The sequence below is a fragment of the Streptomyces recifensis genome, assembly GCF_002154615.1.
Classification (GTDB): Bacteria; Actinomycetota; Actinomycetes; order Streptomycetales; family Streptomycetaceae; genus Streptomyces; species Streptomyces griseoluteus.
Genome location: NZ_MUNH01000235.1, coordinates 1 through 13,544 on the forward strand (window position 1 = coordinate 1; position 13,544 = coordinate 13,544).

Genomic DNA, 13,544 nt, shown 5'->3' on the forward strand with positions numbered 1-13,544 from the left:
CCGACACGGGAGCGTCTGGAGCTCCTGCTGGACGCTCTGCGCACGACTCCGGTCCCGGATCTGTGGCCGTTCCTCCGCCCGGAGGACGGCGGAGTCTCCGAGGAGGTGCTCTCCTTCCTCTCGGACCGCTGGGCCCGCAACGCCCCGCAGGCCCTGCGCCTGGCCGCCGAGCAGATGATCACCGAGCCGGACCGCACCGAGGCGCTGCGCGGTTGCGGCATTCCCCTGTCGGTCGTCTTCGGCACTCCCGAGGAGACCTGGCCGGAGCGTGAAGCGGCCGCGATGGCACGGAAGCTGGGCGCCCGTTATACGGAGATCATGGGCGGCGGCCATTCGCCGAACGTGTACGAACCCGAAGCGGTGATCGAGGCGTTGACCTCGTTCTGGAACGCGTGACGCTCAGCGCTCACCCCGAGCGGCCACCGTCTCCCGCAACTCCTCGGGCGTGAAACCGAGGGCACGCAGGATCTGGGCTGCGGGGCTGTCCTCGACGCGGATCAGGCCCAGCAGCATGTGCTCGGTGCCGACCCAGTCGTGACCCAGCTCGGCCGCCGCGTCCCGCGCCTGCTCGATGGCCGCCTTGCTCTCCTCGCGGAAGGCGATGTGCCCCCGCTGCGCCTTTGCCCCGGCCGGCGGCAGCACCGCCGCGACCGCGTCCCGGACCCGCTGCTCCGACCCGGCCCGCGCCACCAGCGTCTCGTACGCCCGGCCCTGCGGTTCCCCCAGCAGGCCGAGCAGCAGGTGTTCGGTGCCGATCGAGTCGTGCCTGTGCGTCCGCGCGGCCTCCTGCGCCAGCACGATGCCGTGCCGGTTGAGGTGGGTGAACCGCTCGAACGGCGTCGGCGCGTGCCGCTGCTGTGCCGCCTGCTTGGACACCCCGATGGCGTCCCCGATCTCGGTCCAGGAGGCCCCGGACCGCTTGGCCTTGCTCACGTAGTGGTCGATGAGCTGATCCCCGAGATCGGACAGGGTCTGCGCCCGCAGCCGCGCCTCGCTGATGTGCGCGAGGTCGCCGGCGCCGGGGAGTTCTTCGTCGAGTCGGGCGATCAGATCGGCGAGATTGATGTCGAGTGGACTCATGCGTCAAGACTAAGTTGACGATGGGTAGGCGTCAAGAAGAAATTGACGTGCGGCGGAGTGGGTGTCCGGCTTACGGTTCCGGAATGACTCGACAGACCGACACGCCTCCCGCCTGGGACGAGCGCACGCAGCTGACCACATTCCTCGACTACGCCCGCGACACCGCGCGAGCCAAGTGCGAGGGCGTCTCCTCCGAAGACGCCCGCCGGGCCCCGCTCCCCGACTCCCCCCTGATGACACTGTGCGGTCTGATCAGCCACCTGCGCTGGGTCGAACACCACTGGTTCGAGGTCATGTTCCTGGGCGAGGACCCCGCAGGCCCCCTCGCCGAGGCCACCGACGACGACCCCGACCCCGAAATGCGCACGGCGGTCGACATACCCCTCCCCCAACTGCTCGCCGACTACGAGTCCCAGAGCGCCCGCTACCGCCGCCTGGTCTCCGACCACGACCTGGGCACCCCCGCCAAACGCCCCATCAGCAACGGCGACCACGTCGACCTCCGCTGGGTCCTCCTCCACCTCATCGAGGAAACGTCCCGGCACAACGGTCACTTGGACGTCGTACGCGAACTGCTCGACGGGCGGACCGGCGTGTAGGGCTTGCGGCCAGCGCCGCGCACAGGGCTGCGAGGGGAAGTTCCGCGATCACCGCCATGGCTACGGCGAGGGCCGACTCCGGGCCGGGTAAAGAGGTGGCGACGTCGATGCAGGCGTCGGCGAGGAGGAGTACCGCCGCGGCGGCAGCGGGGGCGCGGTGGCGGGGGTCGCGGTGCAGCAGGCGACTCCCGGCGGTGAGCAGAGCGCCGGCCTCCAGCGCGTCGAGGGCGACCCAGGCGGCCGCCTCGGTGGGCGGCAGGGTGCCGGCGAGGTAGCCGAGCCAGGGCAGCAGGGCGAGACCGGCGCCCATGAGTATGCGGGCGTGAACGGCGCTGCTCGTGATGTGGGAGAGAAGAGCCACGTCCAGGGTTCCTTCCGACTCCGGGAACCCGACCGTCGGGCCCGTGATCAACCCTCTGGTGTCCTCGGGGCGGAGTCAGTAACACCTCTGTCCGTCCTGGGGTGGCACTGGCTGCACCCCAGGTCCGGACGGCCCCGCAACTCGATCAGAGGCGTATTGCGCAGTCTGGACTGCGCAAGTTAGCCTGTACATATGACCGAGATCGCCGACACCGCCGGTGTGTCCGAATCCGCCGTACGCGCCGCACACGAGTTCCGTGTGGTCTTCAGCCGGCTGCGGCGGCGGATGCGGGAGAGCTACGACCCCGGAGACCTGACGCCGTCGCAGACGTCCGTGCTGAGCCGGCTGGACAAGGACGGGGAGGCGTCGGTCAGCGACCTGGCAGCCGCCGAGCGGGTGCGGCACCAGTCGGTGGCCGCGACCGTGTCCGTACTGGAGGAGCGCGCGCTGGTGTCCCGGCGGCAGGACCCCTCCGACGGGCGGCGCCAGCTGGTGTTCGTCACCGACAGCGGGCATGCCTTCCTGGAGGACCGCAGGCGGGCCGGGGAGGGCTGGCTGACCCGGGCTCTGGAGGACGAGTGCACGGAGTCCGAGCGCCGGACCCTGCTGGAGGCGGCGGCCATACTGGACCGGGTCGTCCGCTCGTGACCCTGCGCCCGCTGCTGCCCGGCCGGGCGAGGAAGAGCGACGGCTTCGACCGGCGCCTGCTCGCCCCGATGATGCTGGGCTCCGTACTGAACCCGGTCAACTCCTCCGTCCTGTCGGTCTCCCTGGTGCCGATCGGCGCCGCCTTCGGGGCGCCACCCGCGCAGACCGCGTGGCTGGTCTCCGCCCTGTATCTGGCCACGTCCATCGGCCAGCCGGTGGTGGGACGGCTGATCGACCTGTTCGGGCCGCGCCGTCTGTTCCTCGCGGGCACCGCGCTCACCGGTGTCGCGGGGGTCGTGGGGATGCTCGCCCCGAACCTCGGCGTCCTCATCGCCGCCCGCGTACTGCTCGGCTTCGGCACCTGTTCCGGCTATCCGGCCGCCATGTACCTGATCCGCAGCGAGGCCCGGCGCACCGGTCAGGAGAGCCCGACGGGCGTACTCACCGCGCTCGCCGTCACCACCCAGACCGTCGCCGTGATCGGCCCCAGCCTCGGTGGACTGCTGATCGGTGCCGGCGGCTGGCGCGCCACCCTCGCCGTCAACATCCCGCTCGCCCTGGCCGGCCTGTACCTCGGCGCCCGCCGCCTCCCGGTCACCCCGCCGGCGCCCCGCCCCGAGGACCGACACGCCCTCGCCGCACTGGACCTGCCCGGCATGAGCCTCTTCGCCGCGGCCCTCATCTGCCTGCTCCTCTTCCTGATGGAGCCCGGCACCGCCCACTGGTACCTGCCGGTGCTGACCGTGCTCGCGGCGGCGGCCTTCGCCGGGCGGGAGCTGCGGACCCCGCGGCCCTTCATCGACCTGCGCGTCCTGAGCGGCAACGTTCCCCTGCTCGCCACCTACGCCCGCGCGCTGCTCGCGTACATCGTCAGCTACGCCTTCCTGTACGGGTACACCCAGTGGCTGGAGGAGGGCCGGGGGCTGTCGGCCTCACAGGCGGGGCTGGTCCAACTCCCGCTGTTCGCGACCGCGTTGATCGTCTCGACGCTCACCGGGCGCCGGTCGGCGATCCGGGCCAAGCTCCTGGTGGGCGCGGCCGGGCAGCTCGCCGCCTGCGCGTTGCTGCTGACGCTGACCGACGCGAGCCCGGTGTGGATGCTGCTGGCCCTCGTGTTCGTGCTCGGTGTACCGCAGGGCCTGAACAGCCTGGCCCTGCAGAACTCCGTCTTCCACCAGGCCGATCCCGAGCGCATGGGCTCCTCCGCCGGGCTGCTGCGCACCTTCGGCTACCTCGGCGCGATCGTCGCCTCCGCCGCGAGCGGAGCCCTCTTCGGACAGCGCGCCGACACCGGCGGACTGCACCACCTCTCCTGGCTGATGCTCGCCGTCAGCGCCCTCTTCCTCGCGGTGACCGTCACCGACCGCTCCCTGCGCGGCCTCGGCGCCCCCCGGGGCGAGATCGCCCGCCTGTCCTGACTACTCGCCGGTGGCGGTGAGGACGAGCACCGCCTGGTCGTCGTCGATGTCGTGGCCACCGGTGAAGACGCGTACGGCCTCGGTCAGGGAGTCGATCAGGCGGCCGGCGGCGGGCGGGCGGGGCGAGCCGGCGAGGGCCTGGGCCACGCGTACGTCCCCGAACTGTTCGCCGTCGGGGGCGCGGGCCTCGGTGAGGCCGTCGGTGTAGAGCAACAAGCTCTCGTTCGGGCGCAGTTGCAGCCGACGCGGGCTGACGTGCGGATCGGGCGCGACGCCCAGGAGCAACCCCGAGGCGTCCACGGCGCGCACGGTGTGCCCCGCGTCGACGACGAGGGGCGCGGTGTGCCCGGCCCGGATCAGCTCGATGTCCAGGCCCGCGGGGGTCGGGGTGAACTGCCCGTAGACGAGCGTGACGAAGCCGGTGCCGTGGCTGCCGGGACGGTCGCACAGCGCGCGGTTGACGGCCTCGACCACGGCCTGGGGGCCGGGCAGCAGCGGGGCGACGGCACGGGCGGTGTGCCGTACCAGGGCGGTGGTGGTCGCGGCGGTGGCACCGCGGCCGCACACGTCGCCGAGCATGAACGCCCACCGGCCGTCCCGCAGCGGGAAGACGTCGTAGAAGTCACCGCCGATGTCGAGTCCCTCACCGGCTGGGTGGTAGTACGTGGCCACGTCGGCGCCCGGCACGTCCGGGACGACGGGCAGCAGCAGCCCGGCCTGGAGGTCGCGGGCGAGGGTGACCCGGTGGGTGTACTGGCGGGCGTTGCGGGCGGCGGAGGAGGCCCGGCGGGCGAGTTCCTCGGCCAGCGCGACGGTGTGCCCGTCGAAGGTGTGGTCGCCGACGCTGAGCAGGGTCATGGTGCCGAAGGTGTTGCCCCGGTCGAGCAGCGGGACGCACAGGTATCCGGTGACGCCCAGGTCGTGCCAGGGGCCCGGCCCGGTGGGCGTGCGGCGGGCGACCTCGCTGACCCCGGTGGCCAGCACCCGCGCCACGGCGTCGTCGGCGGCGTCGTAGACCGGGATGTGGGAGGCCAGCAGCGCACCGCGCTCGGCGTCCGGCGCGGCTGTGGCGATACGGCGTACGCGGCCGGACTCCACGATGTCGATCGCGCACAGCGGGGCCAGGGTGGGGACGCACGCCTCGGCGAGGCGCTGGAGGGTCTGGGCGGCGTCCAGGTCGTAGGCCAGGGAGGTGCTGGCGTCCAGCAGGAAGCCGAGGTCGGCGCGGGCGGCCTTCTCGCGGGCCTCGGCGGCCTGCCGGGCCTGCTCGGCCTGGTGGCGTTCGATGGCCAGGGCCGCGGTGCCCGCGAAGATGCGGGCGAGCGCGAGGTCGTAGTCCTGGGGCGAGCGGGGCGTGCGGTGGTACATGGCGAAGGTGCCGAGCAGCGATCCGTCGCGGCCCAGCACCGGGGTCGACCAGCAGGCGGCGAGCCCGGCCTTCTCGGCCAGTTCCCGGAAGTCGTCCCAGTACTCGTGCGTGGCGATGTCGGAGACGATCACGCTCTGCCGGCGGTGGGCGGCCGTACCGCAGGAGCCCACGCCCTCACCGGCGGCGATGCCGTCGATGGCCTGGTTGTAGAAGTCGGGCAGGCTGGGGGCGGCACCGTGGCGCAGGTGGCGGCCGTCGGCGTCGGCGAGCAGCACCGACACCAGCACCTCCTCCGGCGCCAGGTCCTCGATGACCCGCGCCATGCCGTGCAGCACGTCGGTCAGCGGGGCCTGACGGGCGATCTGCTCCAGCAGGGCCGCCTGCTCGGCCGTGAGTCGCTGGGCCTGTCTGACCTGCGTGGTCTCGACCCCGATCACCCGTACGCCGGTGACGTTGCCGCCGACGTCGAGCCGGGGCTCGTAGGTGAAGTCGAAGAAGGTCTCGCGGGCGTCGGCGCCGGAGCCGAGCACGATCCGGCGGTCGCGGCCCGTGACGGACCGGCCGGTGCGGTAGACCCGGTCCAGCAGGCCGATGAAACCCTGTTCGACGAGTTCAGGCATCAGCTCCGCGAGCGGCAGGCCGGTGCGGGCGCGCTCGGCGCCGCCGATCGCGGCGAAGAAGGCCGGATTCGCGGACTCCAGCATGTGGGCCGGTCCGGCGAGTGAGGCGAAGACGGCCGTGGACTGCCCGAAGAGCGCGCGCAGATCGTCGTCCAGCCCGCCTCCCGGCCGGCCGGCCTCGGGCTGGTCCAGCCCTGATACGCGCGTCATGCGCTCCGCTCCTCGTTCTGTTGTACCGCCGAGACGACGCCACGTCCGTTTGAGCCTGCGGCAAGCGCCTCAGCAGCGTCCTTGTGCACGGAGAAGAGCTGGTCCAAACCTGTCAGGCTGAACAGACGTGACACCGAGGCGGGTACGGCCGCCAGGCGCAGGGCCCGGTGCTCGGCGGTGAGCTGCTGGTAGAGCCGTAGCAGCGCGCTGATCCCGGAGGAGTCGCAGAAGGTCAGGGCGGCGCAGTCGACCACGACCGGCAGCGACCCCGTCGATCCGTTCAGCTCGCCGTCGGCAGCCTCGTGCAGTTGCACCACGCTGTCGAAGTCCAGTTCACCGCACAGCACGAACAGCACGCCCAGCGCGTGCTGTCTCACATCCACCGAGAACACCCTCAGCTGCCTTCCACTCGGCTACCGCCGCCTGCCTTTCGTCACAGGAAGCGTCTCACGGGCGTGACCGCGGCTTCCTTCAGCCGCTGGAAAGCGGCTCTTCGGCGCCATCTGGCAAGGTCGATGGCGACGCTGCGCTCGAGGTCGGCGTCGTAGTCACGGTCGAGGGACGCGGTGAAGTCCTCGTCCAGCACGGCGAGCATGACCTCCTCGTCGTGGTCCATGGAGCGGCGATTGAAGTTGGTGGAGCCGATCAGGGCCGCCACCGAGTCCACGGTGATGATCTTGGCGTGCATCATCGTCGGCTGGTACTGGCGGATGTCGACGCCCGCGCGCAGCAGCTTGGTGTAGTGGTGCTGTCCGGCGAGCTGGCAGGCCCGCTGGTCGGTGTACGGACCGGGCAGCAGGATCTCCACCTTGACGCCGCGGCGGGCGGTGCGGCACAGCAGGTCGATGAAGTAGTCGTCGGGGGCGAAGTAGGCCGTGGCCAGGCGGAACCGTTCCTCCGCCGAGGTGAGCATGACCCGGATCAGGGTCTGCATGTCCTGCCAGCCGATACTGGCCGAGCCGCGCACGACCTGCACGATCGAGCTGCCGATCTGCTCGTGGCCGGTGAAGCGGTCGCGGTCGTCGAAGAGTTCGTCGTGGCACTCGGCCCAGTTCTGGGCGAAGGCGGCGGCGATCCCGTCGACCGCCGGTCCGCGCACCTGGACGTGGGTGTCGCGCCACTCGCCGGGGTTGCGGGCGTCACCGCACCACTCCTCCGCGATGCCGACGCCGCCGGTGAAGGCGGTGTGCTCGTCCACGATCAGGGCCTTGCGGTGACAGCGGTGGTTCTGCTTGAAGGGCGAGAGCCAGACGGGCTTGCGGAACCAGGCGACCTGGACGCCGGCCTCGTCCATGAGGTCCAGCAGTCCCCTCTCTATCCGCTTGGCGCCGAACCCGTCGAGCAGCAACCGCACCCGCACGCCCGCCCGCGCCCGCTCGGCGAGGGCGGCGGCGAAGTCCTGGGCGATCTGGCCGCGCCAGTACACGAAGGTCATCATGTCGATCGTGTGCTTGGCCGAGCCGATGGCCTTGAGCATGGCGGGGAAGATGGCGCTGCCGTTGCGCAGCGGGATCAGCTCGTTCCCCTCGGTGGCGGCCACGCCGATCAGCCGCTCCAGGCGGCGGCGCAGGCGCTGCTTGCGGGCGTCGGCGTCCTGGGCGCCGCCGGGTGCCAGAGCTACCGGTATGCCGTCGAGGGTCACAGCGAATTCTCCAGTTGTGCCGGTGGGCGGATCGGATCTGGGCGGCCGGTGGACCCCCGAGAACCCTCATGCCCGGCACTCGCCCCATCATCCCGCGCCGGTGAACCACCCCACATGTGACCGGCGTCACAGGATGGTGATCGTCGGCGCTGAAGGGTCCGGGCGGCTACCCCGAGACAAGTGGCCGGGAAACGACCGGTAAGGCATGTCCATGCCCTACCGGTCCGGATCATGGTTGACTTCAGCTCGCGCTCACATCCGCGCTCAAGCGCGGTGTCTTCACGAGGGGTCACCCATGCTGAAACGAATACGGCTCCTGCCGGCGGCGGTTCTCACCGCGCTCGGCATCGTCGTGGCACTGGCCGCGCCGTCGGCCGCGGCCGATCCCCCGGTACCCCCGTCCTCGGCGGGCCAGAGGTGGGCGCTGAAGGTGGCCGATCACTACGTGACCGTCTCCGCCGGGGCCAACGGCGACACCAAGCTCAGGGCCGGTCTGACCGCCACCGCGCCCGGGCCAGCCGAGCAGTTCACGCTGCACACCGACTGGGTCACGGGCAGCGGTTTCGGCACCACGGTGAGCTTCCGCTCCGAGGCGACCGGCAACTACGTCACGACCGAGGACGACGCCAGCGCCTCCCTGCTCCGGACCCGTGCGACGACGATCGGCGCCTGGGAGCGCTTCACGCTGAAGCCCCTGTCCGGAGACGAGTTCGGCCTGTTGGCGTCCAACGGCAAGTACGTCGCCGCAGAGCTGGGCACCTACCCGGACAAGGGGCTGCTGCGGGCCCGTACGGCGCAGCCCGCCAGCCCCGACGACCTCGGTTCCTGGGAGCGCTTCACCCTGGAGAAGGTCGGCGGCCAGGGTTCCACCAGCCCCGTCCCCACGCCCACCACCCGGGCGCCGGTCGCGCGTGACGTCGTCTCGTGGAACGTCTGCGCCAACAACAACGGCTCCTGCGCCCTGAACGACGCCCCGTCCACGACCGTCGCCGGCAACGTGTCGAACGCGCTCCACCAGGCCATGGGCAGCCGGCGCCCCGACGCGATCTTCTTCCAGGAGATCTGCGAGAAGGCGGCCAAACCGCTGGAGCTGGCCCTGGAGAGCTGGGCCGGCCCGATGGACGTGCGTTTCATGCCGACGTCCTTCAAGGTCGCCGGCACGGCCATCGAGGCCCAGAAGGACTGCGACGACACCCAGGACGGTGTCAGCCGGGGTTCCTTCGGCATCGCGCTCGCCGTGCCCGACAGCAACACCTGGTACCAGGGCACCGTGCTTCCGTCGCCGCCCAGGAAGGGCACGGAGCAGGCCAAGGAGCAGCGGCCCATGCTGTGCGCCGTCATGCCGGCCGAGGGTTCCGCGTACTGCAACGCGCACTTCAGCAGCGGCCCGTACACGGACGCGAACGGCAAGCCGCAGGGCGACGACACCGACCCGTCGGACCTGTACCGCCCCAAACAGGCCCAGGCGATGCGCGACACCGTCGACCGCCTGACGGGGCTGGGCTACACCACTTACTACGGTGGTGACCTCAACACCACGCAGAACGACGTCAGTTACCTCAGCACGCTCTACCCCGGCCACCAGGAGTGCGGGCAGCCGACCCCGTCCTCGCCGCACACCGGCGCGCCCACGGACGGCAACAACAAGATCGACTACATCTTCGGTCCACAGGGGCCGGCGTACACGTGCGGGGTCGTGGACGGCACGCTGTCCGACCATCGCGTGATCAATCTGACCACCTCCTGAGCCACGCGTGGGGCCGTCCCGGAGCAGTCCGGGGCGGCCCCTTCGTGTACGCGCCGTGATCTACGTCATTCCGGGCAATCCATGGAATGTGTTCCACCATCTGAAAGGTTGGTGTTTACATCTGATCGTCGAGGATGCGAGGCACCCGTGAACCACTCCCCCACCGAGCAGGCCGCCGAGACCGTGGCCCGGCTGCGCCGCACGTTCCGTACCGGGCGGACCAAGCCCGTCGAGTGGCGTACGCAGCAGTTGCGCCGGCTGCGCGCGATGCTGACCGAGCACGGGGACGATCTCGCCGCCGCCCTCCATGCCGACCTGGGCAAGAGCGCCACCGAGGCGCACCGCACGGAGATCGACTTCACGGTCCGCGAGATCGACCACACCCTGGAGCATCTGCAGGAGTGGCTCCGCCCCGAGCCGGCTCCGGTCCCCGCACACCTCGGTGCCGACGCCACGGCCTGGACGCAGTACGACCCGCTCGGCGTCGTCCTCGTCATCGCCCCCTGGAACTACCCCGCCCAGCTCCTCCTCGCCCCCGTGGTCGGCGCCCTCGCGTCGGGCAACGCGGTCGTGGCGAAGCCGAGCGAGCTGGCCCCGGCGACCTCGGCCGCGCTGGCCGAGCTGATCCCGGCCTACCTCGACACCGAGGCGGTCGCCGTGGTCGAGGGCGGCATTCCCGAGACGACGGCCCTGCTGGCCCAGCGCTTCGACCACATCTTCTACACCGGCAACGGCACGGTGGGCCGCGTCGTCATGCGCGCGGCGGCCGAGCACCTCACCCCGGTCACCCTGGAACTCGGCGGCAAGTCACCGGCGTTCGTCGACCGGGACACCGACCTCGACGTGGTCGCCGACCGGCTGGCGCGCGGCAAGTTCCTCAACGCCGGGCAGACCTGCGTCGCTCCCGACTACGTCCTCACCGACCCGGAGACGGCCCCCGCCCTCGAGGCGGCGCTCGTCCGCGCGGTCGAGGGCATCTACGGCGCCGACCCGGCGGCCTCCCCGGAGTACGGCCGCATCGTCAACGAGCGCCACTTCGACCGGCTTTCCGGCCTGCTCGACTCCGGCCGGGTGGCGGTCGGCGGGGACAGCGACCGTACCGACAAGTACATCGCGCCGACCGTGCTGGCCGACGTCGCGCCGGACGCACCGGTGATGCGGGAGGAGATCTTCGGGCCCATCCTCCCGATCGTCACCGTGCCGGACCTGGACGCGGCGGTGGACTTCATCAACGACCGCGACAAGCCCCTCGCGCTGTACGTGTTCACCGACTCCGACACCACCCGCGACCGCATCGCCGCCGAGACGTCCTCCGGCGGCCTCGGCCACGGCCTCCCCCTCGCCCACCTCACCGTCTCCGACCTGCCCTTCGGCGGTGTCGGGGAGAGCGGTATGGGCAGCTACCACGGCCGCTACTCCCTGGACACCTTCAGCCACCGCAAGGCGGTCCTGAGCAAGCCGCTGGCCTAGCGCCATCGTCGCGCCGCCCCCACGCCTTTGCCGCCCTGGTGTCGAGGGCGAGGGAGGCGCGGCGGGCGGCGTCACGCAGCCCTCTTGGGCGACAACTCCCCTCCCTCACGCCCCCGGACGGCAATTTCACAGCGGCGCGAACACGCTGACACCGCCCGTGAATGCCACTAGCTTCCTGGCTTGAGTTCATGCCTTCGCATGAGCCGACAGGGGAGGAATCTTCGGTGTTTTCCAAGAAAGTGCTGCCCAGAGGGATCGGGAGAGCGGCGGCCGCGGTGACGGCGATGACGGTCGTCGGCGTGATGGGTTCGGCCACCACCGCCAGTGCCGGGGCGAGTTGCGGTATCGGGGGATGTTCGTCCTCCGTGAACGACACCGCCCTGGGCGCGACCGCGCTGAAGAACTGGTGCCGTTCCGGTGACAGCACCGGCTCGTGGACCGCCACGCAGCCGACCTGCTCGAGCGACGGCGTGGCGCAGACCACGTACTACCTGTCGCCCAACGGGGGTCACACCCCGTACAAGGAGGACTGGGACACCCTGCGCATCGACGCCGGGTACTGCTACAAGGTCAAGTTCGTCATCGACCTGGCCCCCGACTTCACCAAGACCTACGACCGCCGGGGCACGTCGGCCGCCTACGTGAAGGCCGCGGACAACGCGGACGCCCACGTGGTCGGCCAGAGCTCCAGTTCCTGTCCGTGACCGTGCGGGCCGGCGAGTAGGCACGCCGTCGGCGGACGGCCGGTGGTCCGTCCGCCGACGGCGGTCAGTGGACAGCAACCCGCGTTTTACCTCGCGGAGTTGTTTCGTGCCTCCGCACCGACGGCACCGCCAGCACCACCCCCACCGCCGTCACCTGCCACAGCACCCCGAACCCCAGCAGCCGCTCCGCGCCCACGACTCCCGACACCGGTCCGGCGAGCGCCAGCCCGAGCGGTCCCAGGGCGAAGGCACCCAGACTGTCGAACGCGCCGATACGCCCCCGCACCTCCGCCGGAATGTCCCGCTGGATCACGGCAGCGGCGAGGGTGGTGCAGACGGCCGCGCCGATCCCCGCGGCAAAGGCGGCGCCCGCCACCCAGACGAGCGGCAACCTCATGGCCAACGCGGCCACCGGAACAGCCCACCCGGCGGACGCGGCCACGGACCAGGCCATCCCTCGCCGGGGATTCCGGCCGAGCAGCAGCACCCCGCCGGCGATCGCCCCGATGCCCTCCGACGCCAGCACCAGCCCCCACGCCCGTGCCCCACCGAGCCGCTGCTCGGCAATGGACGGCCCGAGCACCAGGAACGGCGCCCAGAGAAGGAAGTTGAAGAGGCCGATGTGGAGAGTCGTGACCCACAGCCAGGTGCGCGAGGTGAACTCCCGCCAGCCCAGCACCAGTTCACTGAACAGCCGCCGCCCGGAAGCCGGGACCCGCACCACCGGCAACCCCACCAGCGCCACGACACTCACGCCGTAGCTCACCGCGTCGACCGCCACCACCGCCCCCGCGTCGAAGGCGGCGACGAGCAGCCCGGCGAGCCCCGGCCCCACGATCGAGGCGACCGGCCGAGCCATTCCCAACAGGGCGTTCGCAGAGGCGAGTTCATCCTCCGGGACGAGACCGGGAACCAGCGCCGACAGCCCCGGCATGAACCCTCCCTCGCCCATCCCGAGGAGCACCGCCAGCACAAGGACCTCCCAGACGCGCGCGCTGCCGGTGAGCAACAGCAGAGCCAGCACAGCCTGCGAGCCGAACCGGAGCGCATCCGCGGCCAGCATGACCGTACGGGCCCCGAGCCGGTCGGCGAGCACACCCCCGAGCAGCAGCACGACCAGTACGGCGAGAATACGGGCGGCCATCACCCCGCCGACGGCATCGACCCCGCCACCGGGTAGCCGCAGGACGGCAAAAGTCGTGGCGACCGTGTTCATCCCCGAACCGAGCAGGGAGGTGGCCTGCCCCAGCAGGAAGCGCCGGAACCGGGCATGCCGCAGCACGCGCAGCCGGTGAGTACCGAGTGTCATGAATCCGCACTTTGCCTCCGCCCGACAATTCGCCGCAAGCGTTTCCTCGAATAAACACGGCCCTTTTGGAAAATAGCTCTCGTCGACGCGAATTGGCGCAGTAAATGGACTCCATTTACTGCAACACGCCTGGTGGTAAGGTCAGACATCGAAACCCAAGAAGGTCTCCATCGACTCATTTACTGCGGGTGGGCGACATGAGCGAAGACCAAGCGGCCCCAGTCGAATACGGGGCTGCCGTCGACCGCTACCTGGCCGCGGCAGCGGGTCTCGGCCCCGCGTCCCGCCGTGTCTACCGCATCTCCCTGCTTGGCTGGGCCCGGCCCCTGGTCGGCCGGCGCACCCCCACCGGCCGCGCCCGCAAAGG

13 protein-coding genes are annotated in these 13,544 nt (G+C 71.1%); 7 read left to right on the forward strand and 6 right to left on the reverse strand.

Annotation, left to right across the window (positions count from 1 at the left end; translation table 11 throughout):
- Nucleotides 1-396, forward strand: a 396-nt coding sequence (locus tag CCN33_RS32025; RefSeq protein ID WP_167387851.1) for an alpha/beta fold hydrolase, incomplete at its 5' end; no start/stop codon positions are given.
- A gap of 3 nt (nt 397-399) precedes the next feature.
- On the opposite strand, the gene CCN33_RS14145 is transcribed toward CCN33_RS32025, so the two are convergent.
- Complete coding sequence (locus tag CCN33_RS14145) at nt 400-1,080, reverse strand: Clp protease N-terminal domain-containing protein (RefSeq protein ID WP_086693986.1); 681 nt, start codon at nt 1,078-1,080, stop codon at nt 400-402.
- 83 nt (nt 1,081-1,163) lie between these two features.
- Between CCN33_RS14145 and CCN33_RS14150 the strand changes: the two genes are divergently transcribed.
- Nucleotides 1,164-1,679, forward strand: a complete 516-nt coding sequence (locus tag CCN33_RS14150; RefSeq protein WP_086693987.1) for a DinB family protein — start codon at nt 1,164-1,166, stop codon at nt 1,677-1,679.
- Here CCN33_RS14150 and CCN33_RS14155 read toward each other — a convergent pair.
- Entirely contained in the window at nt 1,603-2,040 is a 438-nt protein-coding gene (locus CCN33_RS14155; protein WP_244173801.1) for a hypothetical protein, read from the reverse strand. The two genes, CCN33_RS14150 and CCN33_RS14155, sit on opposite strands and share 77 nt — an antisense overlap.
- Before the next feature lie 192 nt (nt 2,041-2,232).
- Here CCN33_RS14155 and CCN33_RS14160 point away from each other — a divergent pair, with 192 nt between their 5' ends.
- Both CCN33_RS14160 and CCN33_RS14165 read left to right on the forward strand, forming a co-directional pair.
- Nucleotides 2,233-2,688 carry a MarR family winged helix-turn-helix transcriptional regulator gene (locus tag CCN33_RS14160; RefSeq protein WP_086693988.1) on the forward strand — a complete coding sequence of 152 codons (456 nt, stop codon included), beginning with the start codon at nt 2,233-2,235 and terminating at the stop codon, nt 2,686-2,688.
- Nucleotides 2,685-4,106 (forward strand): MFS transporter, encoded by a 1,422-nt coding sequence (locus CCN33_RS14165; protein ID WP_244173802.1) that lies wholly within the window; start codon nt 2,685-2,687, stop codon nt 4,104-4,106. The genes CCN33_RS14160 and CCN33_RS14165 overlap by 4 nt, the downstream gene beginning before the upstream one ends.
- Here CCN33_RS14165 and CCN33_RS14170 read toward each other — a convergent pair whose 3' ends face one another.
- The 3 genes from CCN33_RS14170 to CCN33_RS14180 are packed head-to-tail and all read right to left on the reverse strand — an operon-like array spanning nt 4,107 to nt 7,947.
- Entirely contained in the window at nt 4,107-6,305 is a 2,199-nt protein-coding gene (locus tag CCN33_RS14170; protein WP_086693989.1) for a SpoIIE family protein phosphatase, read from the reverse strand.
- Nucleotides 6,302-6,688, reverse strand: a complete 387-nt coding sequence (locus CCN33_RS14175) for an STAS domain-containing protein (protein WP_167387852.1) — start codon at nt 6,686-6,688, stop codon at nt 6,302-6,304. The genes CCN33_RS14170 and CCN33_RS14175 overlap by 4 nt, the downstream gene beginning before the upstream one ends.
- Before the next feature lie 50 nt (nt 6,689-6,738).
- Nucleotides 6,739-7,947, reverse strand: coding sequence for a phospholipase D-like domain-containing protein (locus CCN33_RS14180; protein ID WP_167387853.1), 1,209 nt, complete (start codon nt 7,945-7,947; stop codon nt 6,739-6,741).
- Nucleotides 7,948-8,242: 295 nt separating this feature from the next.
- Here CCN33_RS14180 and CCN33_RS14185 point away from each other — a divergent pair, with 295 nt between their 5' ends.
- The 3 genes from CCN33_RS14185 (at nt 8,243) to CCN33_RS14195 (ending at nt 11,868) form a co-directional block, all read left to right on the forward strand.
- The gene (locus CCN33_RS14185) at nt 8,243-9,694 is read left to right on the forward strand and encodes a fascin domain-containing protein (protein ID WP_086693991.1); all 1,452 of its coding nucleotides are present in this window, start codon (nt 8,243-8,245) and stop codon (nt 9,692-9,694) included.
- 147 nt (nt 9,695-9,841) lie between these two features.
- Entirely contained in the window at nt 9,842-11,164 is a 1,323-nt protein-coding gene (locus tag CCN33_RS14190) for an aldehyde dehydrogenase family protein (protein ID WP_086693992.1), read from the forward strand.
- A 365-nt stretch (nt 11,165-11,529) separates the two neighbouring features.
- Nucleotides 11,530-11,868, forward strand: coding sequence for a hypothetical protein (locus CCN33_RS14195; RefSeq protein WP_135792879.1), 339 nt, complete (start codon nt 11,530-11,532; stop codon nt 11,866-11,868).
- A 64-nt stretch (nt 11,869-11,932) separates the two neighbouring features.
- Here the strand turns inward: CCN33_RS14195 and CCN33_RS14200 are convergent, their stop codons facing one another.
- Nucleotides 11,933-13,177 (reverse strand): MFS transporter, encoded by a 1,245-nt coding sequence (locus CCN33_RS14200; RefSeq protein WP_086693994.1) that lies wholly within the window; start codon nt 13,175-13,177, stop codon nt 11,933-11,935.
- Nucleotides 13,178-13,544: the final 367 nt, after the last annotated feature.

Coding starts and splice junctions, on each gene's coding strand:
- CCN33_RS14160 (WP_086693988.1), top strand. CDS start 2,233: ATGACCGAGATCGCCGACACCGCCGGTGTGTCCGAATCCGCCGTACGC.
- CCN33_RS14145 (WP_086693986.1), bottom strand. CDS start 1,080: ATGAGTCCACTCGACATCAATCTCGCCGATCTGATCGCCCGACTCGAC.
- CCN33_RS14200 (WP_086693994.1), bottom strand. CDS start 13,177: ATGACACTCGGTACTCACCGGCTGCGCGTGCTGCGGCATGCCCGGTTC.
- CCN33_RS14150 (WP_086693987.1), top strand. CDS start 1,164: ATGACTCGACAGACCGACACGCCTCCCGCCTGGGACGAGCGCACGCAG.
- CCN33_RS14185 (WP_086693991.1), top strand. CDS start 8,243: ATGCTGAAACGAATACGGCTCCTGCCGGCGGCGGTTCTCACCGCGCTC.
- CCN33_RS14170 (WP_086693989.1), bottom strand. CDS start 6,305: ATGACGCGCGTATCAGGGCTGGACCAGCCCGAGGCCGGCCGGCCGGGA.